This window comes from Pseudomonas sp. HMSC057H01, assembly GCF_001836405.1.
GTDB lineage: Bacteria > Pseudomonadota > Gammaproteobacteria > Pseudomonadales > Pseudomonadaceae > Pseudomonas > Pseudomonas aeruginosa.
In genome coordinates this window covers 46,616-67,802 of the sequence record NZ_KV828512.1, presented here as the reverse complement: position 1 = coordinate 67,802, position 21,187 = coordinate 46,616, and the positions used below count along the sequence as shown (strand labels likewise).

Annotated in this window: 20 protein-coding genes and 1 pseudogene; 7 read left to right on the top strand and 14 right to left on the bottom strand. The window is 66.9% G+C overall.

Going from position 1 to position 21,187, the window contains the following annotated elements; all coding sequences use genetic code 11:
• The 9 genes and pseudogenes from dctM to HMPREF2581_RS24930 all read right to left on the bottom strand — a co-directional run.
• A pseudogene (gene dctM, locus HMPREF2581_RS24970) lies at positions 1-364 on the bottom strand (C4-dicarboxylate TRAP transporter large permease protein DctM); the annotation flags it as partial.
• Positions 361-999: a TRAP transporter small permease gene (locus HMPREF2581_RS24965; RefSeq protein WP_003140827.1), complete on the bottom strand. Its 639-nt coding sequence runs from the start codon at positions 997-999 to the stop codon at positions 361-363. The gene HMPREF2581_RS24965 and the pseudogene dctM, both read right to left, overlap by 4 nt.
• Positions 1,000-1,047: 48 nt before the next feature.
• A complete protein-coding gene (locus tag HMPREF2581_RS24960) occupies positions 1,048-2,043 on the bottom strand; it encodes a TRAP transporter substrate-binding protein (RefSeq protein ID WP_003140829.1) in 996 nt (331 codons plus the stop codon).
• A gap of 113 nt (positions 2,044-2,156) precedes the next feature.
• Entirely contained in the window at positions 2,157-2,984 is an 828-nt protein-coding gene (locus tag HMPREF2581_RS24955) for an HpcH/HpaI aldolase/citrate lyase family protein (RefSeq protein WP_003140831.1), read from the bottom strand.
• 10 nt (positions 2,985-2,994) lie between these two features.
• Positions 2,995-4,197 (bottom strand): CaiB/BaiF CoA transferase family protein, encoded by a 1,203-nt coding sequence (locus HMPREF2581_RS24950; RefSeq protein ID WP_003140833.1) that lies wholly within the window; start codon positions 4,195-4,197, stop codon positions 2,995-2,997.
• A 55-nt stretch (positions 4,198-4,252) separates the two neighbouring features.
• Positions 4,253-5,605 (bottom strand): MmgE/PrpD family protein, encoded by a 1,353-nt coding sequence (locus HMPREF2581_RS24945; RefSeq protein WP_003134275.1) that lies wholly within the window; start codon positions 5,603-5,605, stop codon positions 4,253-4,255.
• A gap of 38 nt (positions 5,606-5,643) precedes the next feature.
• The gene (locus HMPREF2581_RS24940; protein ID WP_003140834.1) at positions 5,644-6,024 is read right to left on the bottom strand and encodes a VOC family protein; all 381 of its coding nucleotides are present in this window, start codon (positions 6,022-6,024) and stop codon (positions 5,644-5,646) included.
• 14 nt (positions 6,025-6,038) lie between these two features.
• On the bottom strand, positions 6,039-7,199 hold the full coding sequence (locus HMPREF2581_RS24935; protein WP_003085913.1) for an acyl-CoA dehydrogenase family protein: 1,161 nt from the start codon (positions 7,197-7,199) through the stop codon (positions 6,039-6,041).
• A 45-nt stretch (positions 7,200-7,244) separates the two neighbouring features.
• A complete protein-coding gene (locus HMPREF2581_RS24930) occupies positions 7,245-8,072 on the bottom strand; it encodes an HTD2 family dehydratase (RefSeq protein WP_003140836.1) in 828 nt (275 codons plus the stop codon).
• Between the two features lie 116 nt (positions 8,073-8,188).
• Between HMPREF2581_RS24930 and HMPREF2581_RS24925 the strand changes: the two genes are divergently transcribed.
• The gene (locus HMPREF2581_RS24925) at positions 8,189-9,085 is read left to right on the top strand and encodes a LysR family transcriptional regulator (protein ID WP_003085908.1); all 897 of its coding nucleotides are present in this window, start codon (positions 8,189-8,191) and stop codon (positions 9,083-9,085) included.
• A gap of 133 nt (positions 9,086-9,218) precedes the next feature.
• Here HMPREF2581_RS24925 and HMPREF2581_RS24920 read toward each other — a convergent pair whose 3' ends face one another.
• Entirely contained in the window at positions 9,219-10,163 is a 945-nt protein-coding gene (locus HMPREF2581_RS24920; protein ID WP_003140838.1) for a LysR family transcriptional regulator, read from the bottom strand.
• A 219-nt stretch (positions 10,164-10,382) separates the two neighbouring features.
• Between HMPREF2581_RS24920 and HMPREF2581_RS24915 the strand changes: the two genes are divergently transcribed.
• Entirely contained in the window at positions 10,383-12,578 is a 2,196-nt protein-coding gene (locus tag HMPREF2581_RS24915; RefSeq protein ID WP_003140839.1) for an FUSC family protein, read from the top strand.
• Between the two features lie 268 nt (positions 12,579-12,846).
• A complete protein-coding gene (locus HMPREF2581_RS24910) occupies positions 12,847-13,113 on the top strand; it encodes a DUF2790 domain-containing protein (RefSeq protein ID WP_003085904.1) in 267 nt (88 codons plus the stop codon).
• 217 nt (positions 13,114-13,330) lie between these two features.
• On the opposite strand, the gene HMPREF2581_RS24905 is transcribed toward HMPREF2581_RS24910, so the two are convergent.
• Positions 13,331-14,890 (bottom strand): sigma-54-dependent phenylalanine hydroxylase transcriptional regulator PhhR, encoded by a 1,560-nt coding sequence (locus HMPREF2581_RS24905; protein WP_003105980.1) that lies wholly within the window; start codon positions 14,888-14,890, stop codon positions 13,331-13,333.
• 284 nt (positions 14,891-15,174) lie between these two features.
• Here HMPREF2581_RS24905 and phhA point away from each other — a divergent pair, with 284 nt between their 5' ends.
• From phhA to pbpG, 4 genes are all read left to right on the top strand, one after another.
• Complete coding sequence (gene phhA / locus HMPREF2581_RS24900) at positions 15,175-15,963, top strand: phenylalanine 4-monooxygenase (protein ID WP_003140840.1); 789 nt, start codon at positions 15,175-15,177, stop codon at positions 15,961-15,963.
• A gap of 104 nt (positions 15,964-16,067) precedes the next feature.
• Positions 16,068-16,424, top strand: coding sequence for a 4a-hydroxytetrahydrobiopterin dehydratase (locus HMPREF2581_RS24895; protein WP_003085898.1), 357 nt, complete (start codon positions 16,068-16,070; stop codon positions 16,422-16,424).
• On the top strand, positions 16,421-17,620 hold the full coding sequence (locus HMPREF2581_RS24890; protein WP_003117127.1) for an amino acid aminotransferase: 1,200 nt from the start codon (positions 16,421-16,423) through the stop codon (positions 17,618-17,620). The genes HMPREF2581_RS24895 and HMPREF2581_RS24890 overlap by 4 nt, the downstream gene beginning before the upstream one ends.
• A gap of 313 nt (positions 17,621-17,933) precedes the next feature.
• Positions 17,934-18,866 (top strand): D-alanyl-D-alanine endopeptidase, encoded by a 933-nt coding sequence (gene pbpG, locus HMPREF2581_RS24885; protein WP_003114239.1) that lies wholly within the window; start codon positions 17,934-17,936, stop codon positions 18,864-18,866.
• A gap of 22 nt (positions 18,867-18,888) precedes the next feature.
• Here the strand turns inward: pbpG and arfB are convergent, their stop codons facing one another.
• The 3 genes from arfB to HMPREF2581_RS24870 all read right to left on the bottom strand — a co-directional run.
• The gene (gene arfB / locus HMPREF2581_RS24880) at positions 18,889-19,302 is read right to left on the bottom strand and encodes an alternative ribosome rescue aminoacyl-tRNA hydrolase ArfB (protein ID WP_003105972.1); all 414 of its coding nucleotides are present in this window, start codon (positions 19,300-19,302) and stop codon (positions 18,889-18,891) included.
• A 120-nt stretch (positions 19,303-19,422) separates the two neighbouring features.
• Complete coding sequence (locus HMPREF2581_RS24875) at positions 19,423-19,806, bottom strand: lysozyme inhibitor (protein WP_003085889.1); 384 nt, start codon at positions 19,804-19,806, stop codon at positions 19,423-19,425.
• Positions 19,807-19,958: 152 nt separating this feature from the next.
• Positions 19,959-21,187: amino acid permease (locus HMPREF2581_RS24870; RefSeq protein ID WP_070621863.1), on the bottom strand; the 1,229-nt coding region annotated here is incomplete at its 5' end.

Genomic DNA, 21,187 nt, shown 5'->3' with positions numbered 1-21,187 from the left:
CGATCGAGCCGACCGCCGCCACCGTCGCCGGCGACGAACCGGACAGCGCGGCGAACAGCATGCAGGCGAGCACCGCAGCGATCGCCAGGCCGCCGCGGATATGCCCGACGCAGGCATTGGCGAAGTCGATCAGGCGCCGCGCCACGCCACCGGTGGTCATGAACGCGCCGGAGAGCAGGAAGAACGGGATCGCCAGCAGGGTGTAGGCCTCGGAGGTCTCGAACAGCTTGATCGCCAGCGAGCGCACCGAATCCGGGCTGAACAGCAGGATCGTCAGGGCGCCGGACAGCCCCAGGGAGATGGCGATGGGCACGCCGATGAACATGAACAGGAACAGCAGCAGGAACAGGATCAGCACGGTCATGGACGGTTCTCCCCGGCCTCTTCGCCGGCCAGTTTGGAGGCCTCGGCGGCCTCGTCGGCGAGGCCCAGCCCGAGCTGGCGACCGCGCAACAGGTTGACGAGGATTTCCAGGTAGCGCAGCAGCACCAGGCCGAAGCCGACCGGCACCACCACCGCGATGTAGGCCTGGAGGATGCCGAAGTGGTCGAGGTCCTCGGCGCCGATGCCGGCGACCAACAGGGTCTTCACCCAGTCGTAGCTGGCGACCATGAACAGCCCGGCATAGCCCAGGCAGCAGAGGCAGGCGAGTATCCCGATCAGGCGCTGCAAGGGACGCGGCGCCAGGCGCACCAGGGCGTCCACCCCGAGGTGGCCGGCGGTGCGTACGCCGTAGGCGATGCCGAGGAAGATCAGCCAGCCGAACAGCGCCTTGGTCAGCGCGTTGCTCCAGGACATGTCCTGGGCTACCCCGAGGATCGCGTCGCCCACCGAGTACAGCGGAGCCCGCAGTGCCGGCAGGCGGTCGCCGAGGTCGTAGAACAGGGTGAAGACGTTGGTCATCACCACATAGAGGAAGGTCACCAGCGTCATCGCCGCCAGCAGGAAGACGATAGCGCCCTCCTCGAAGCGGTTCCAGACGCGCACGAGTCGATTCATCGCAGCGTTCTCCACAATGCCCCGCCCGGCCGGACGGGGCCGGACGGGTCAATCGGGACGGTTGGAAGCTTCGGCGGCCTGGAGCAGGTCAGCGCCGACATTGCCGCGGAATTTCTGCCATACCGGCTGCATCGCCTGGCGCCAGTCGGCGCGCTGCTGCGGGCTCAGGGTATGGATCTCGCTGACGCCACTGGCGAGGATGCGCTGGCGGGCGTCGCGGTTGAGGCGCTCGGCTTCGATGTTCACCTGCACGGTGACCTCGTCCATGATCCGCTGCAGCGCTTCGCGGATGTCCGCCGGGAGGCCGTTCCAGAACTTCGCGTTGGTGATCACCATGTAGTCCACCAGGCCGTGGTTGGACTCGGTGAAATACTTCTGCACCTCGTTGACCTTCTGGCTCTCGTAGTTCGACCAGGTGTTCTCGGTGCCATTCACCACGCCGGTCTGCAAGCCCTGGTAGACCTCGGCGAAGGACATCTTCCGGGAGATCGCGCGGAGCTGGCGGAACTGCTCGTTGAGCACGTCGGACGCCTGCACGCGGAATTTCAGCCCGCGCGCGTCTTCCGGCTCCAGCAACGGGCGATTGGCGGAGAGCTGCTTCATCCCGTTGTGCCAGTAGGCCAGGCCGAGGATGCCCTTGCCCTGCATGCTGGTCAGCAGGGCGCGCCCCTGCGGGCTGCGCTGGAAGCGGTCGACCGCCTGGATGTCGTCGAAGAGGAACGGCAGGTCGAAGATCTGCACCTTGCGCGTGTACTGCTCGAACTTGGCCAGGGACGGCGCCAGCATCTGCACGTCGCCCAGCAGCAGCGCCTCCATTTCCTTGCCATCGCCGAACAGCGACGAGTTGGGATAGACGTCCACCTCGACCCGGCCGCCCAGGCGCTGTTCGACGAGCTTCTTGAACAGCAGCGCGCCCTGGCCCTTGGGCGTGTTTTCCGCGACCACGTGGGAAAACTTGATGACGATAGGCTGCGCGGCATTCGCCAGGCAGGAGCCACCGATCGCCAGGGCGCACAACAGCGCCCGTACCATCGTCTTGAACATTTCGTGACCTCAGATTGTTGTTGTGCTTTCGAGGTATCGACGAGCCTGACGCAGCCGGCACGTTCGGAGAATTCGCCATTGCTCAAGCCCGCGTTCGCGTCTGTCGAACGCGTTCAGCCACCCTCCCCGGCCCGCTCCAGCAGGCGTCGCGCGCGTCCCAGCACCGGCGCGTCGACCATCTCGCCGTCGACCACGAAGACGCCGGCACCGGAGGCGCCGGCCTCTGCCACCCGACGCGCCCACTCCAGTTCCGCGAGACTCGGCATCAATGTCTGGTGGATCGGCTCGACCTGGCTCGGATGGATGCACAGCAACCCGCCGAAGCCCATGTCGCGAGCGAAGCGCACTGCCTCGACCAGTCCGACACGGTTCTGGATCGCCGGGTAGACGCCGTCCAGCGGCGGCGCCAGGCCTGCCAGGCGCGATTGCAGGAGCAGCGCGTAACGGGCGTGACCGAGAATCTGTTCGGCTGCGTTGCTGCCGCTGTTGAGATCGAGATCCAGGGCCAGGTCGAGGCTGCCGAAGGACAGCCGCTCGACCCCCGCGGCGGCGGCGATCTCGCCCAGCGCGGCAAGGCCGCGGGCACTCTCGACGATGGGCCAGACCGGCTTGCCGCTGGCCACGGCGGCGTGGCGCACCTGGGCGGCGCTCTCCACTTTCGGCAGGAGCAGGCCGATCACTCCGGCGTGGTCGCGGCACAGCGCCAGGTCGTCGGCATGTCCGGGATGCTCCGCCGCGTTGATCCGCACCAGCACCCGGGCTTCCGGCGTATCGACGAGGAAACGCCGGAGATTGGCCCGCGCCTCGACCTTCAGCCCCTCCTCCACCGCATCCTCGAGGTCGACGATGACCCGGTCGGCGCCGCTGGCAAGGGCCTTGGGGATCCGCTCCGGGCGGGTCGCCGGGACGAACAGCGCGCTGCGCACGATTTGTCGGTTCATGTCCGCCTCCTCATACCGTTCCGGTCGCGCGCAGGCGCTGGATATCGGCCGCGGTACAGCCCAGTTCGGCAAGCAGCGCGTCGCTGTCGCCGCCCAGCGCCGGCACCGCATCCATGCGCGGAACGAAGGCGCTGCTGCTGGCCGGCGGCAACAACGCCGGCAGGCGCCCGGCCGGGCTGTCGATGGAGGTCCAGCGTTGCCGCGCCTGCAACTGCGGGTGCGCCCAGACCCCGGCCATGTCGTTGACGTGGGCGTTGGCGATCTGCGCCTGTTCCAGGCGCGCCACCACCTCGGCGGCCGGCAAGGCGGCGAAGGCTTCGACGATCAGCGCACGCAGCTCCTCGCGGTTGGCCGAGCGCTTGAAGTTCGCCGAGAAGCGTTCGTCGTCGGCCAGCTCCGGGCGGCGCAGGACCTTGTCGCAGAAGGCCCGCCACTCGCGCTCGTTCTGCAGGCCGAGCATCACCGTGCCGCCGTCGCCGGCGAGGAATGGCCCATAGGGGTAGATGGTCGAGTGCGAAGCGCCGGCGCGCGGCGGTGGCGGCGCGTCCTGGTAGGCGTAGTACATCGGGTAGCCCATCCACTCCACCAGGCTCTCCAGCATCGACACGTCGATGCGGCTGCCCTCGCCAGTGCGCTCGCGCAGCAGCAGGGCCGAGAGGATGCTGCTGTAGGCGTACATGCCGGCGGCGATATCGGCGATCGAACAGCCGGCCTTGGCCATCTCGTTCGGCCCGGCGCCGCCGGTCACCGAAAGGAAGCCGCCCTCGCTCTGGATCAGCAGGTCGTAGGCCTTCTTCTTCTCGTAGGGACCGCCTTCGCCGTAGCCGGAGATATCGCAGACGATCAGTCGCGGGAAGCGCTCGCGCAACGCCTCGTAGGACAGGCCCAGGCGCGCGGCGGCGCCCGGCGCGAGGTTCTGCACCAGCACGTCGGCGCCGGCCAGCAGCTTCTCCAGCAACGGCAGCGCCTCGGCCTGCTTGAGATCGAGGCTGAGGCTCTGCTTGGAACGATTGGTCCAGACGAAGTGCGACGACAGGCCGTTGACCCGCTCGTCGTAACCGCGGGCGAAATCGCCGACGCCGGGGCGTTCGATCTTGATCACCCGCGCGCCGAGATCGGCCAGTTGGCGGGTGCAGAAGGGCGCGGCGATGGCGTGCTCCAGGCTGACCACGGTGATGCCGTCGAGCGGGCGCGGCTGGTGGGATTGCGTCATGGGTCGGACTCCCTGCCCTCGTCCGTCGAAGACGAGGTGCGGCTGGTTCGGTTGATCAGATCAGGGGCGTTACGGAAGGCGCCTGACGCAGGCCCCAGGCCCGCTGGATAAGGATCTCCGCCTCGGCGCCGGTGGCCGCGCCGGAAAACGCCAGCAGGCGGCGGAACTTGTCGGCCAGCTCGTCGCGGCTGAGGGTATTGCCGGGATCGCCCTTGGGTTCGTCGATGGCGGCGGTATGGCGCCGCCCTTCGCCATCCAGTACTTCGACCCGCCCGAGCCAGCGCTGCGGATAGGCGGCGTCGACCTCCGGGTCCAGGCGCATCTCGACCCGCTCGCGGAACGCAGCGACCCGTGGGTCGCTCAGCGCATGCCGATGGAACTCGCCGAGGCCGGCCTTGCCGTACACGGCGATCAGGCCCAGCACGGTGCCCATGGAGAACTTCGCCTGGTGCACGGTCTGCGGCTCGACCACCCGGCCGAGCACGTCGATGGCGCCCTGGTGGACCCGCGCAGTGACCGCGGCGATCTGCGAGTGATCGAGCCCTTCGCGCTGCATCAGCGCCAGCAGCGCGTCGGCCGCGGGATGGGTATGGCGGCACGAGGCGTGGAACTTGAACGAGGTTTCCAGCAACGCCCAGCGGCTGCCGAGGCGATCCACCAGGCGCTCGGGGTCGGCGTCGCTGGACATCCCGGCGGCCATCCCTTGCTCGCCTTCGAGGATGTGTCGCGCGCCGCTCAGGCCGTCGGCGGTGAGATAGGCGGCGAGCAGCCCGTCGGCGGCGGCCTTGGCGGTATGCAACTGCTTGGAATCGGCGGCGTCGCGGAGGAACTCCCAGAGCCCGGCGGCCTGGGTTCCGGCGCTGCCGAGCAGGTCGACGAAGCGCTCGCGGTCGAAGTCCATCAGCTTGCCCACCGCCACTGCCGCGGCGAGGGTGCCGACCGTGGCAGTGGTATGGAACACCCGGTAGTGGGAACGACCGAGGAATTCGCCGATGCGGATGCCGGCCTCGTAGCCGGCCACCGCCGCGAGGATCAGCTCGGCGCCACTGCGGCCGAGGTCCTGGGCCGCGGCCAGGGCGGCAGGGAAGACCACTGCCGCGGGGTGCAGCACCGAGCTGTTGTGCAGGTCGTCCTGCTCCACCACGTGGGAAGCCGCGCCGTTCACCAGGGCGGCGAAATACGGCGAGCTGCGCCGCCGGCTGGGCAGGATCTGCGCGCTACCGTCGGCCGGGCCCATGCGTTCGGCGTAGCGCTCGAACAATGGGATCGGATGCTGGCCCTTGCCGGCCAGCGCCGAGCCGAGCCAGTCGAGGAACAATTCTTCCATCCGCGCCAGCACCGCCGGCGGCAGGTCCTGGTAGCGCAGGCCGGCGAGAAAGCCGGCGAGTTGCTGGGTGTAGTCGGTCATGACCAACGCTCTCTTGTAGTTGTCCCGAGGCACGCGGCCTACAGCAGGTTGCTCAGTTCGATCAGGTTCAGGTCGGGGTCGCGCAGGTACAGCGAGAGGATCGGCCCGCCGGCGCCGGTGCGCGGCACCGGGCCCTCGAGGATTTCCACGGCCTGCTGGCGCAGTTGCTCGGCCACCGCCTCGAGTGGCGTGGCGACGATGAAACAGAGGTCGGCGGACCCCGGCGTAGGTCGCTCGGCCTTGGGTTCGAATTCGCCCCCGGCCTGGTGCAGGTTGATCTTCTGCGCACCGAAGGCGAGGGCCTTGCGACCCGCGCCGAAGGTAACGGCGCGCATACCCAGTACGCGGGTGTAGAAATCGATGCTGGCGTCGATGTCGCGGACGGTGAGCACCAGGTGGTCGAGACGGTCGATCTGCATGGGCGGCTCCCGCTTCAGAACGAGCGCGGCAGTTCGAGCAGGTGCTCGGCCACGTAGGACAGGATCAGGTTGGTGGAGATCGGCGCCACCTGGTACAGGCGGGTCTCGCGGAACTTGCGCTCGACGTCGTACTCGCAGGCGAAGCCGAAGCCGCCGTGGGTCTGCAGGCAGGCGTTGGCCGCCTCCCAGGAAGCTTTCGCCGCCAGGTACTTGGCCATGTTCGCGCTGGCCCCGGCGTTGAGCCCAGCGTCGTACTCCTGGCAGGCGCGCCAGCGCATCAGGTCGGCGGCCTCCACTTCGATGTGCGCCTCGGCGATGGGGAACTGCACGCCCTGGTTCTGCCCTATCGGCCGGCCGAAGACCACGCGGTCGCGGGCATAGTGGCTGGCCTTGTCGATGAACCAGCGGCCGTCGCCGATGCATTCGGCGGCGATCAGGGTGCGCTCGGCATTGAGGCCGTCGAGGATGTAGCGGAAGCCCTTGCCTTCCTCACCGATCAGGCTATCGGCGGGGATCTCCAGGTTGTCGAAGAACAGCTCGTTGGTCTCGTGGTTGACCATGTTGGCGATCGGCTGCACGGTCAGGCCCTTGCCGATGGCCTCGCGCAGGTCGACGAGGAAGATCGACATGCCTTCGGACTTGCGCTTCACCTCGGCCAGCGGCGTGGTGCGCGCCAGCAGGATCATCAGGTCGGAGTGCTGGATCCGCGAGATCCACACCTTCTGCCCGTTGATCACATAGCGGTCGCCCTTGCGCACGGCGGTGGTCTTGATCTTGGTGGTATCGGTGCCGGTGGTCGGCTCGGTCACCCCCATCGACTGCAGGCGCAGCTCGCCGCTGGCCAGCTTCGGCAGGTAGAAGCGCTTCTGCGCCTCGCTGCCGTTACGCAGCAGCGTGAACATGTTGTACATCTGCCCGTGCACGGTGCCGGAGTTGCCGCCGCAGCGGTTGACTTCCTCCAGGATCACCGAGGCCTCGGCCAGGCCCAGGCCGGAACCGCCGTACTCCTCCGGGATCATTGCCGAGAGCCAGCCGGCGTCGGTCAGGGCCTTGACGAAGGCCTCGGGAAAACCGCGCTGCTCGTCGATGCGGCGCCAGTAGGCGGCGTCGAATTCGGCGCAGAGGGCACGTACGCCCTCGCGGATCGCGTTCAGCTCTTCGCTGTTCGGATTCATCGGTGACTCCTCGATTCTTGTCGTTGGATGGGCGCTGGGGCCCTTTCAGTCGAATTCCACGTCGCCACGCTGGGCCAGGCCGGCGCCATTGCCGACCCATACCTCGGCCTTGCCGGCAGCGAGCAGGCGGCCGCCGACCTCGAACGGCTCGGGACAGATCAGCGGGCGCAGGCCGCGATAGGCGAAGCGACGCAGGCGCGCCTGCGGATTGGCCCGGCAGAACGCGCGCAGGGCCAGGGTGGCGATCAGCGGACCGTGCACCACCAGGCCCGGATAGCCTTCGGCGTCGGTGACATAGGGCCAGTCGTAGTGAATGCGGTGGCCGTTGAAAGTCACCGCCGAGTAGCGGAACAGCAACACCGGATCGGGCTCCAGCGCCTCGCGCCAGTCGCCCTCGGGCAAGGCCTCGGTACCGCCGAGCTTGGGCGGGGTCGGTTCGCGGTAGACGATGTCGTGCTCTTCGCTCAGCGCCAGTTGGCCGTCCTGGCGGTAGTCGTGGCGCAGGGTGACGAACAGCAGCGCGCCGCTGCGACCGTGCTTCTCCTCGACCCGGAGGATGGTCGAGGTGCGGCTGGCCTCGCCGCCGACCCGCAGCGGCTGGTGGAACTCCAGGCGCCCGCCGGCCCACATGCGGTTGCGATCGTCCGCCGGCGGCAGGAAACCGCCGCGCGCCGGGTGGCCGTCGACGCCGAGGCCGGCGGCCTCCACCGGGTCCTGGAAGAACGCCCAGTGCCAGAGCGGCGGCAGCGCTTCGCCGTGGGCCGGGGTCAGCTCGCCGAAGGTGGCGGCGATGCGCTTGACCAGGTTGCGGCTCAATTGATCGTGGGTTTCTTCCTGGCGACCGATCCAGGGGGCGAAAGCGGACTCACTCATGCGTGGCTTCCCATGACCTAGGGGGTGATGGGAGGAGAATGATAGGATGCTAGCGTTTTGAGAATTTGCAATTACGCAATGGCGCGTTCGGATTTGCCGAACGCCATGGAGTGCCCATGCATTTCGATCTCGCCGACCTGCGCCTGTTCATCCATATCGCCGAGTCGCCCAGCCTGACTCAGGGCGCGCGCCGCGCCTTCCTTTCCCCGGCCGCCGCCAGCGCACGGGTCAAGGCGCTCGAAGGCCAGCTCGGCAGCCGCCTGCTGTACCGCGACAGCCGCGGCGTCGAACTGACCCCGGCGGGCCAGCGCCTGCTACAGCACGCGCGGCTGATCATGCGCCAGGTGGAATACCTGAAGAGCGAGTTCACCGAGTACGGCAGCGACGCCGCCGGGCATATCCGCATCTTCGCCAATACCACCGCGGTCACCGAATTCCTCCCGGAAATCCTCGCCGGCTTCCTTGCCGCTCGTCCCGGGGTCACCGTCGACCTGCAGGAACGCCTCAGCCGCGACATTGTCCGCGGCGTGCTGGACGGCTCCACCGACCTCGGCATCATCGCCGGGCCGGTGGCGGCCAGTGGCCTGCAGGTCCTGCATTTCAGCACCGACCGCCTGGTGATGGCGGTGCCCCAAGGCCATCCGCTGGCCGGACAGGCCAGGGTACGCCTGCGCGACACCCTGCAGTTCCAGCATATCGGCCTGCCCGAGGGCACCACCCTGCACGCCTTCCTGTACGAACGGGTGGAGCAGATGGGCGAGCAGCTATCGCTGCGCATCCAGGTCTCCAGCTTCGAGGCGATCTGCCGGATGATCGAGGGCGGCGTCGGTATCGGCGTGATCCCGCAGTCCGCCGCGCGCCGCCACAGCCGGACGATGAAACTGGCGACCATCGAACTCGACGAGCCCTGGGCGATCCGCGAGCGCAGCCTGCTGGTACGCGACCTGGAAGCACTGCCGAGTTGCCTGCGGGCGTTGATCGAGGAGTTGCAGAGGGTGGGAGACAGCCTGTAGGGCGGATAACGCCCCTGGCGTTATCCGCGGGGCTCCGGAGAATCGGCGGATAAGCGCCAGGCGGTTATCCGCCCTACGACTCCCGACAAGCCGGGGCGCGATCGTCGCGAAGGACGCCGCCCACCACTCCCGCTCAGTTCGCCAACCCACCGCTCTCCGCCAGGCTGCGCTCGTCCGCGGCGAGCATCGCCGGCATGTGCTCGCGGAGGAACTCGACCCAGGTGCGGATCTTTGCATCCAGGTACTGCCGCGAGGGGTAGAGGGCGTAGACGTTGAGATGGAACAGGCTATAGCGCGGCAACACCCGCACCAGGCTGCCGTCCTTCAGGCCGTTGACCGCCGCGTACACCGGCAGCGCGCCGATACCCATGCCGGAGACCACCGCCTCGGTCATGGCGTCGGCGGTGTTGACCTGGAAATGCGTCTGGTTGATGCAGGCCAGTTCCTGGCCGTCGGGCCCGTCGAACAGCCAGCGGTCCAGCGACATCACCGAGTTCACCAGGCGCAGGCAACGGTGCGCGGACAGCTCCGCCGGCAGCCTGGGGAAGCCGTGCGCGGCAATGTAGCCCGGCGAGGCGCAGAGGATGCTGTAGGTCTGGCCGATGCACTTGGAGACGAAACCGGAGTCCGGCAGTTCGGGGGCGATCACCACGGAAATGTCGTAGCCCTCGTCGAGAATGTCGGTGATCCGGTTGGCCAGGGTCAGGTCGAAGCCAACCTCCGGGTAGGTCTCGCAGTATTGCGAGATGGCCTTGATCAGGTAGTGCTGGCCGATGCCGGTCATCGCGTGGACCTTCAGCGTGCCCGACGGCCGCGCATGGGCGTCGCCCGCCTCGGCCTCGGCCTCCTCGATGTAGGCGAGTATCTGCTGGGCGCGCATCAGGTAGCGCTGCCCGGCTTCGGTCAGGGCGATGCGCCGGGTGGTGCGATGCAGCAGGCGGGTCTGCAGGTGGGCCTCCAGCTTGGCCACCGCACGGGAGACATAGGCGGTCGTCAGGTCCAGGCGCTGGGCGGCGGCAGTGAAACTGCCGGTCTCCGCGACGCTGACGAACGCGCGCATATTGAACAGGATATCCATCACGGCCCTCTAGGCTCTGACGCTTATGGCGCGTCTCTTTTCCACGCAACCCGGAGGACACCCCAAGGCGGCGCAGATTCTGTCACGAGTCAACCCACCTATTATTGCCTTTTGTGACAAAAATTTTTCACCTATCCGAGCTCTTATCCGCAAGCGCGGGCGCTCCTAGAATTCCCAGCCGTTTCGGCCTCCCCTCGCCGTCGTTCAGGATTCGCAGCAGTGCCCCGCGCCACCCGGAAAGGTCTCCCCTTGGTTCCACCGGCTCCCCTCGCGTTCTTTCCCAGCCCCGACGAATTGCGCCGCGCCCTGCTCGAATGGGCGCGTAGCGACGGCGTCGCCTGGGTCTTCGTGTTCAAGGCCCTGCTCACCGCCAGCCTCGCCCTGTGGCTGGCCTATCGCCTGGAGCTGCCGCAGCCAAGCACGGTGCTGGTGACGGTCTTCATCGTCATGCAGACGCAGAGCGGGCAGGTCCTGGCCAAGAGCTTCTACCGCATCGTCGGAACCCTGATCGGCCTCAGCGTGATGGTCACTCTGATCGCCCTGTTCGCCCAGGAGCGTGTGCTGTTCCTCGCCTGCCTGGCGCTCTGGGTCGGCCTGTGCACCGCCGGCGCCGCGCGCTACCGCGATTTCCGCGGCTACGCCTGCGTACTCGCCGGCTACACCGCGACCATGATCGGGATTCCAGCCACTGCGCACCCGGAAGGCGCCTTCATGGCGGCGCTGTGGCGGGTCCTGGAAATATCCCTGGGCATCCTCTGCACCGGTACCGTCAGCGCCATCTTCCTGCCGCAGACCAGCGGCGCCGCCCTGCGCAACACACTCTACGGGCGCTTCCGCGACTTCGCCGGGTTCGCCGCCGAAGGCCTGCAGGGCAGCCTCGACGGCGAGCGCTTCGGCGAGCTCAGCGCGCGCTTCGTCGCCCAGTCCGTGGGCCTGGAAAACCTGCGCAGCGCCACTACTTTCGAAGATCCGCACATGCGCCTGCGCAGCGGCCGGCTGATTCGCCTGAACAACGAATTCATGGTCATGACCAGTCGCTTCCACGGCCTCCACCGCCTGCTCGAACGCCTGCGCGGGCGCGGCGCGCAGAATGTCCTGGAGGTCCTGGCGCCCTGCCTGGCGGAGCTTGCCGGGCTGCTCGCGCCGATTCGCGAACGGACGCCCACCGACGCCGACGCCGCGCGCCTGGCCGAACGCATCGAGGCCTACAAGCCGGAACTGATGCAGAACATCCGCCAGGCCCGCCAGCGCCTGGTGGAGCAGCGCCCCGGCGAGAACGACCTGCTGGATTTCAACACCGCCGCCGAACTGGCCTTCCGTTTCACCGACGACCTGCACAACTACGCCCTGACCCACGCTTCCCTGGCCGAACACCACCATGCCCGCGAGCAATGGAAGGAAAGCTTCGTCGCCCGCGCCAACCCGGTCGCCGCGCTGGTCGCCGGAGCGCGCAGCGCGCTGATGATCGGCCTGCTCGGCACGTTCTGGATCCAGACCTCCTGGCCCCACGGCGGCACCTTCGCCCTCACCGCGGTACTGATCTCGGCGCTCTCCTCGACCTCGCCGAATCCCGGCCGGTTGTCGCTGCAACTCACCCTCGGGACCCTCGCCGGGGCCTGCACCGGGCTGTTCGTGCTGCTCTACCTGCTACCCCACGTGGACGGTTTCCCGATGCTGCTCTGCTGCCTGCTGCCGGTCTTCGCGGTCGGCGCCCTGCTGCTCTGGCGGCCGCAGTGGAACGGCTACGGCGTCGGCCTGCTGGTGTGGTTCTGCTTCGCCTCGCTGCCGGCCAACATGGCGCGCTACGACGCCCTGGCCTTCTTCAACGAATACCTGGCACTACTCTTGTCGATGGTCCTCGCCACGGTCGCCGCCAGGGTGATCCTGCCGCCGAACCGGCCGTGGATGTGGAAGCGCCTGGAGCACGACCTGCGCGAGCGGGTAGTGTTCGCCATCAGCGGCAAGAGCAAGGGCCTGGTCTCCGGTTTCGAAAGCGGCACCCGCGACCTGCTGAACCAGGCCTACACCTTCTCCGCCGGCCGCCCGGACGTGCAGCGCCGGTTGCTGGGCTGGATGTTCCTGGTGCTGGAGGTCGGCCAGGCGATCATCGAGCTGCGCCTCGAACAGCAACGCCTGCCCCAGGAGCCCTGCTACGCCGAACGCACCGCCTGGCGCCGGGCGATCCGCCTGATGGGCCGGGCGCTGATCCGGCTGTTCCTGCAACCCGGGCCGAGCAACCGTCAGCGCGCCCTGCACGCGGTGAACCAGGCGATCATGGCGGTACGGGCGGCGCCGGAGCCGCGCGCACCGCAGTTCGATACCTCGCCGCTGCGACGGGTGCTCAGCTACCTGCACTTCATTCGCAGCGCCCTGCTCGACCCGCAATCGCCCCTGGGCCAGGAAAGAAACCCGTGAGCCGGTCGAAAAGCCGCGGCGCAGAAGGCCACAGGGATATTGTTACCGATCCGTACAAGGTTCTTGTCTTGACTGAGTCTATATGTCGCAGCCTATCCCAACTTAAAATAAACTCAACAGCCGAAGTTAATTCCCGTTGAACTTCGACTCCGCAACTTGATTGCAGACTTACTTACCCAGCCTTGTTTATCGAGTTGCACCGGTGACCTGTCCGCCTGTCTTCCGACGGCAGATCGTACCCACTCAGAAACTACTCAGGTAAATAGTAATGAAGGCTTTCGCCCTGATGGCCCTGTTCGCCTGCTCGCCGCTGGTGATGGCGGCTGGCGCCCAGGATCAACCTGCCAGCCAGCAGGAAAACGCTGTTGAAGAATATGCCTATGGCATGCAACTGGATGTGGCTCGCGTTATATCTTCAACCGACACTTCCAATGCCTGCGGCATCGTTCCCGCACGCATGACCTACGAAGATTCGAACGGGCAGAAACATACCGTCGAATATCAGGTCTGGGGCAACGGCTGCACTGGCGGCTAAACTCTCCTCGACCTCCGGGTCGACCTCCGAAGGATCGCGCCACGAGGGGCAGCTCGCCCATCCGGCGCGATCATTGTGTACTCGGCGGCGAAAATCCCGCCCCTCGGCGAACATCCTGGCCGTCTTCCCCGCGCCTCACCGCGCTGCCGCCCTTCCACAGGGGCCGACGCCTCCGCCGTTTCTTTCCCAGCCTGCAACAAACCGGCAAGCATGCCGCTCAGCCCTCGCCTTGCCCCACGCCATGCTGGCGCAGCTTGTTCGCCGCCGTGGTATGCGAAACGCCGAGGCGCTTGCCCAACTGGCGGCTGCTCGGATGCTCGCGGAACAGGCGCTCCAGCACCGCCTTCTCGAAGCGCCCGACGATGGCGTCGAGGTCTCCTTCCAGGGAAAAATCCCCCAGCGGCTGCGGTGCGCCGTAGTCCGGCAGGCGGATGTGCTCGGCCTTGACCGTTCCCCCTTCGCACAGCGAAACCGCCTGGAACAGCACGTTTTCCAATTGCCGCACGTTGCCCGGCCAGTGGTAGCGTTCGAGACGTTCCAGCGCCTGCGCGGAAAGCTTCGGCAGGCCGCAGCCGATCTGCCGGCTGGCCTGGTCGAGGAAATGCTCGGCGAGCGGCGCCAAGCCATCCAGGCACTCGCGCAGCGGCGGGATGTGCAGCGAGAGCACATTGAGACGGTGATAGAGGTCCTGGCGGAATTCGCCCTTGGCGCAGAGTTCGGACAGGTCTACCTGGGTGGCGCAGATCACCCGCACGTCCAGGTACACCTCCTCGTCGCTGCCGACCCGGCGGAAACAGCCGTCCTGCAGGAAGCGCAACAGCTTGGCCTGCAGGCGCGGGCTCATCTCGCCGACGCCGTCGAGGAACAGCGTACCGCCGGCGGTAAGCTCCAGCAGGCCGAGCTTGCCTTCCGGACGGGCGCCCTCGAAGGCTCCCGGACCATAGCCGAACAGCTCGGTCTCGGCCATGGATTCCGGCAGGCCGGCGCAGTTCAACGCCATGAACGGCGACTGCCCGCGCGGGCTGGCCAGGTGGCAGGCGCGCGCCAGCAGCTCCTTGCCGGTGCCGGTCTCGCCCTCGATCAGCAGCGGCGCGTCCAGCGGCGCCATGCGCCGCGCCTCGCGGACCACCGCGGCCATTACCCGCGAACTCTGGAAGATACTGTCGAAGCCACGCAGCTCCTGCTTGCGCACATGGTAGATGCGCTCGCCGACGCGATCCGCGCGATGCAGGGTCAGCACCGCTCCAGCCAGCGCCTCGCTCTCGTCGTGCTCGGATTGCAGCGGCGCGATGTCGGCGAGGAACACGTCGCCCTTCACCTTCACCCGCAGCCCGTTGATCCGCGCCTTGTTGGCGCGCACCAGTTCGGGCAGGTCGAGGTCCTCGACATAGCGCGACAGCGGAATCCCCGGCACCTCGTCGACGCGCACGCCGAGCAATTGCGCGGCGGCACGGTTGGCGGCGACGATCTGCCCGCCCATGTCCACCGAGAGCACCGGGAAGTCCAGGGCGGCGAGCAGCGCGTTGAGTTCCAGGTGCCGGCGCTCGCTGGGCATCAGGCCGACGCGCTTGACCCCGAAGACCCCCGGCACCGCCTCCAGCTTGGGCCGCAGCGACTGCAACTGGAGGTTGATCATGTTCGGACAGAGCAGGTAGATGGCGTTGCCCTGGTCGCCGCCGACTTCGCCGCGATTGACGTTGATGCCGTAGTCGACCAGCAGGTTGAGGATGTCGCGGAGGATGCCTACACGGTTCTGGCAGTGCACTTTGATACGCATGGCGTGGCCCGGTGTTGTCGTTCTGATGGGCTCGCGGCCGGTTTTTTTAACTCCCGGCCGGAAATTTCCGTCAAGAATATGTGACAGCTAGACTCACCAGCAACAATGCCTGGCCCAATGAACAGGCGACCCAGGCCAATTCGTAAGGAAAACTTTACGAAAACGCCGATTCCTCCCCGTTGCCCGGTCCCTATCCGGGGCTGCACGGACCGTCCCGACGCGGTATCGATAAGGCAACGACAACAACAAAGACCCCGCGGCCACAAGCCGCTCATGGAGTCCGTATGAAAACGACGCAGTACGTGGCCCGCCAGCCCGACGACAACGGTTTCATCCACTATCCGGAAACCGAGCACCAGGTCTGGAATACCCTGATCACCCGGCAACTGAAGGTGATCGAAGGCCGCGCCTGTCAGGAATACCTCGACGGCATCGAACAGCTCGGCCTGCCCCACGAGCGGATCCCCCAGCTCGACGAGATCAACAGGGTTCTCCAGGCCACCACCGGCTGGCGCGTGGCGCGGGTTCCGGCGCTGATTCCGTTCCAGACCTTCTTCGAACTGCTGGCCAGCCAGCAATTCCCCGTCGCCACCTTTATCCGCACCCCGGAAGAACTGGACTACCTGCAGGAGCCGGACATCTTCCACGAGATCTTCGGCCACTGCCCACTGCTGACCAACCCCTGGTTCGCCGAGTTCACCCATACCTACGGCAAGCTCGGCCTCAAGGCGAGCAAGGAGGAACGCGTGTTCCTCGCCCGCCTGTACTGGATGACCATCGAGTTCGGCCTGGTCGAGACCGACCAGGGCAAGCGCATCTACGGCGGCGGCATCCTCTCCTCGCCGAAGGAGACCGTCTACTGCCTCTCCGACGAGCCGCTGCACCAGGCCTTCAATCCGCTGGAGGCGATGCGCACGCCCTACCGCATCGACATCCTGCAACCGCTCTATTTCGTCCTGCCCGACCTCAAGCGCCTGTTCCAACTGGCCCAGGAAGACATCATGGCACTGGTCCACGAGGCCATGCGCCTGGGCCTGCACGCGCCGCTGTTCCCGCCCAAGCAGGCGGCCTGACGAGAATCGCCGCCACCGCGGCTGACCCCGCGGCGGCCTTGTACTATGGTGGACGGGTCCGGCCCGTCCGCCGCTCCCACATGCGACAACCAAGGACTCCCACCATGACCGCACTCACCCAAGCCCATTGCGAAGCCTGCCGCGCCGACGCCCCGCACGTCAGCGACGAAGAACTGCCCGTGCTGCTGCGGCAGATTCCGGATTGGAACATCGAAGTCCGCGACGGCATCATGCAACTGGAGAAGGTCTACCTGTTCAAGAACTTCAAGCACGCCCTGGCCTTTACCAATGCCGTCGGCGAGATATCCGAGGCCGAAGGCCACCATCCGGGCCTGCTGACCGAGTGGGGCAAAGTCACCGTGACCTGGTGGAGCCACTCGATCAAGGGCCTGCACCGCAACGACTTCATCATGGCGGCGCGCACCGACGAGGTAGCGAAAACCGCCGAGGGGCGCAAATGAGTCATTTCGCCAAGGTCGCCCGCGTACCGGGCGACCCGATCCTGGGCCTGCTCGACGCCTACCGCAACGATCCGCGCGCGGACAAGCTGGACCTCGGCGTCGGTGTCTACAAGGATGCCCAGGGCCTGACCCCGATCCTGCGCTCGGTGAAACTCGCCGAGCAGCGCCTGGTCGAGCAGGAAACCACCAAGAGCTACGTCGGCGGCCACGGCGATGCGCTGTTCGCCGCGCGCCTGGCGGAACTGGCGCTCGGCGCCGCCTCGCCGCTGTTGCTGGAGCAACGCGCCGACGCCACCCAGACGCCCGGCGGCACCGGCGCCTTGCGCCTGGCCGGCGACTTCATCGCCCATTGCCTGCCCGGCCGCGGCATCTGGCTGAGCGACCCGACCTGGCCGATCCACGAGACGCTGTTCGCCGCCGCCGGCCTGAAGGTTTCCCACTACCCCTACGTCAGCGCCGACAACCGCCTGGATGTCGAGGCGATGCTTGCTGGCCTGGAGCGCATTCCCCAGGGAGACGTGGTGCTGCTGCATGCCTGCTGCCACAACCCGACCGGTTTCGACCTGAGCCACGACGACTGGCGCAGGGTGCTCGACGTGGTGCGTCGTCGCGAGCTGCTGCCGCTGATCGACTTCGCCTACCAGGGCTTCGGCGACGGTCTCGAGGAAGACGCCTGGGCGGTACGCCTGTTCGCCGGCGAACTGCCGGAGGTGCTGGTCACCAGTTCCTGCTCGAAGAACTTCGGCCTGTACCGCGACCGCGTCGGCGCGCTGATCGTCTGCGCGCAGAACGCCGAGAAGCTCACCGACGTGCGTAGCCAACTGGCCTTCCTCGCCCGCAACCTCTGGTCGACCCCGCCGGCGCATGGCGCCGAGGTGGTCGCGGCGATCCTCGGCGACAGCGAGTTGAAGGGACTCTGGCAGGAAGAGGTCGAAGGCATGCGCTCGCGCATCGCCAGCCTGCGCATCGGCCTGGTCGAAGCCCTGGCGCCGCACGGCCTGGCCGAGCGCTTCGCCCATGTCGGCGCGCAACGCGGGATGTTTTCCTATACCGGACTGAGCCCGCAGCAGGTCGCTCGGCTGCGCGACGAGCACGCCGTTTACCTGGTCTCCAGCGGCCGGGCCAACGTCGCCGGTCTCGACGCGCGCCGCCTCGACCGCCTGGCGCAAGCCATCGCCCAGGTCTGCGCGGACTGAACCCTCACGGTTACCCTGAGCCGGCTGTGATGGCCGGCTTTTTTTCGCCCCAGCGAATGCCGCGCACTCCCGCCGAGGCGGCGGATAACCGCGTTGCGGTTATTCGCCCTACCGCACCACGACCTTGTGGGCGTAGGGCGAATACCGCCACAGGCGTTATCCGCCGAACCTCTCCGAACCGTGCCAACCATAAGTCAGCACTTTCAAAGCCCTACGTGCTTTTCCTACAAAAGAGCATAAAATGCTCAATTATGGGCACCAGTTCACACTGCGCCCCACGGCCCCCACTTTCTCGTCTTAGTGAGCAACGCACGTGAGAAACCGTCTCCTGTCACTGGTCACCCTGTTCCTGTCCCTCAGCGTTGCCACCGCGGTATCCGCCTCCCCGCCGCCCAAGGCCGGGCTGCCGCTGCAACAGGAGCTGGCGTCGGGCAGCGCGCTGGTTACCGACCAGAACACCGGCAAGGTGCTCTACTCGCGCAACCCCGACCTGGTGGTGCCGATCGCCTCGATCACCAAGCTGATGACCGCCATGGTCGTGCTCGACTCGAAACTGCCGCTGGACGAGGTACTGCCGATCGCCATCAGCGAGACCAGCGAAATGCGCGGGGTGTTTTCCCGAGTGCGGGTCGGCAGCCAGATCAGCCGCCGGGACATGCTCCTGCTCGCCCTGATGTCCTCGGAGAACCGCGCCGCCGCCAGCCTCGCGCAGAACTATCCGGGCGGCAAGAACGCCTTCGTCAAGGCGATGAACGCCAAGGCCCACGCCCTCGGAATGAAGAACACCCGCTACGTCGAGCCGACCGGGCTGTCGCTGCACAACGTCTCCACCGCTCGCGACCTCACCCGCCTGCTGGTGGCCAGCCGGCAATACCCGCTGCTCAGCCAGTGGAGCACCACTCCGGAGAAGACCGTGGCCTTCCGCCACCCCAACTACACCCTGGGCTTCCGCAATACCAACCACCTGATCAACAACAAGACCTGGAACATCCAGTTGACCAAGACCGGCTTCACCAACGAAGCAGGTCACTGCCTGGTGATGCGCACCACGATCAACCGCAGCCCGGTCAATCTGGTGGTGCTGGACGCCTTCGGCAAGTACACCCACTTCGCCGACGCCACCCGCCTGCGACGCTGGCTGGAAACCGGCCAGGTCACTGCGATCCCGGCCGCGGCCAAGGCCTATCGCCTGCAACGCGACCGCGAGCGCGGCCTCGGCCAGCCGGTGGCCCAGGCCGTACGCTGATCCGTCGCGAAGACCGGCCGGCTCAGAAATCCACCTTGCCGCGCCCGGCCTTCACCGCGCCGCGCTTGGCCTTGCCGTCCAGCCGGCGCTTCTGCGAGCCGCGCGTAGGCTTGGTCGGGCGCCGCGCCTTCTGCACCTTGGCCACGCTGCGGATCAACTCCGCCAGGCGCTCCAGGGCATCCTCGCGGTTCTGCTCCTGGGTCCGGTACTGCTGGGCCTTGATCACCACCACGCCGTCGCCGCTGATGCGCTGGTCGTTCAGTGCCAGCAGACGCTCCTTGTAGAACGGCGGCAACGACGAGGCCTGGATGTCGAAGCGCAGGTGCACCGCGCTGGAGACCTTGTTGACGTTCTGCCCGCCGGCGCCCTGGGCGCGAATGGCATTCAGCTCGATCTCATGGTCGGGCAGGTGGACGGCATTGGAGATGATCAGCATGGGGCGGCACGGTGGACCAACGGGCTGCCAGCATACCCCCTTTGCCGAGCGGAAAAGCAGGCCAAAAGAAACCCGGCCGCGGCCGGGTTCCTTCATTTCGACTAAGGCGCCAGGTCGAACTCAACGCTCCTTGCAGGCGACCCCGTCGGTGGGCTCGCCGCCCTTCCAGTCGCCGTAGAGGGTGGCTTCCTCGCCCTTGGTCCACCAGATGTACTGGCCGGCGGCGTACTTGGCGCCGGAGGCGGAAATCACATTGCTGAAGACCAGCGTCGAGTTGTCGCTGACCGGCACCACGGCGAGGCTGTTGTCGCCCTTGTTCAGGTACTGCACGGTGAACTTGCGACCGTTCTCGCACTTGTAGTCGACGCTGCGGGTATCCAGCTTGGCATCCCCCGGCAGGGCCAGGTAATCGACCTGGGCGGTCTGCTTGTCGTCGTCGCTGCCGCCGCAGGCGACCAGGACCACGGGAACGGCAGCCAGAAGCAGCCAGAGCGCTTTTTTCATGGAAATCCCTCTAACGAGAAAAAATGGCGCTGCCACTGTAGGAATTCGGCACCTGCCGCGTCAACGACAGGCGCCCCTAGAAAAAGTCTTGTGGGCCGCCGGGACGCGCAAAGGAGCGCTCCCCTCTCCTCTGCGCGCCGGCGCCCCATCGATCACTCGGTGACCGGCTTCACCCGCAGGCCCGGCATCGGCCGCGGGGCTCCCTTGAGTCGGTAGCAGGCCCACATCACCAGCAGCCAGACCGGGATGGCATAGACCGAGACCTGGATGCCGGGGATCAGCAACATGACGCCGAGGATGAACACCACGAAGGCCATGCACAGGTAGTTGCCGTACGGATACCAGAACGCGCGGAAGTGCGTGCGGGTGCCCTGGCGGTCCATCTGCGCGCGGAACTTCAGGTGCGCCATGCTGATCATCGCCCAGTTGATCACCAGCGCCGCCACCACCAGCGACATCAGCAGCTCCAGCGCCTGGTGCGGGATCACATAGTTCACCACCACCGCGAGGAAGGTCACCAGCGCCGATACCACCAGGGCGCGTACCGGTACGCCGCGCTTGTCGACCCTGGCCAGCGCGCGCGGGGCATCGCCCTGCTCGGCCAGGCCGAGAAGCATGCGGCCGTTGCAATAGGTGCCGCTGTTGTACACCGACAGTGCGGCGGTGAGCACCACGAAGTTCAGCAGGTGCGCGGCGGTGCCGCTGCCGATCATCGAGAAGATCTGCACGAACGGGCTGCCGCTGTAGGCATCGCCGGAAGCGTTGAGGGTCTGCAGCAGGCTGTCCCAGGGCGTCAGCGAAAGCAGCACGACCAGGGCGCCGATGTAGAAGATCAGGATGCGATAGATCACCTGGTTGATCGCCTTCGGGATCACCGTCCTCGGCTTGTCCGCCTCGGCCGCGGTGAAGCCGAGCATTTCCAGGCCACCGAAGGAGAACATGATGATCGCCATGGCCATCACCAGGCCGCTCACTCCGTTGGGGAAGAAACCGCCGTGTGCCCAGAGGTTGCTCACCGAAGCCTGCGGACCGCCGCTGCCGCTGAACAGCAGGTAGCAGCCGAGCAGGATCATGCCGATGATCGCCACCACCTTGATGATCGCGAACCAGAACTCGGCTTCGCCGAAGGCCTTGACGTTGGCCAGGTTGATCGCGTTGACGACGACGAAGAACAACGCCGCCGTGGCCCAGGTCGGCACCTCCGGCCACCAGTAGTGGATGTACTTGCCGACCGCGGTCAGTTCCGACATCCCGACCAGGATGTACAGCACCCAACAGTTCCAGCCGGAGAGGAAGCCGGCGAAGCCGCCCCAGTACTTGTGCGCGAAGTGGCTGAAGGAGCCGGCAACCGGCTCCTCGACGATCATCTCGCCGAGCTGGC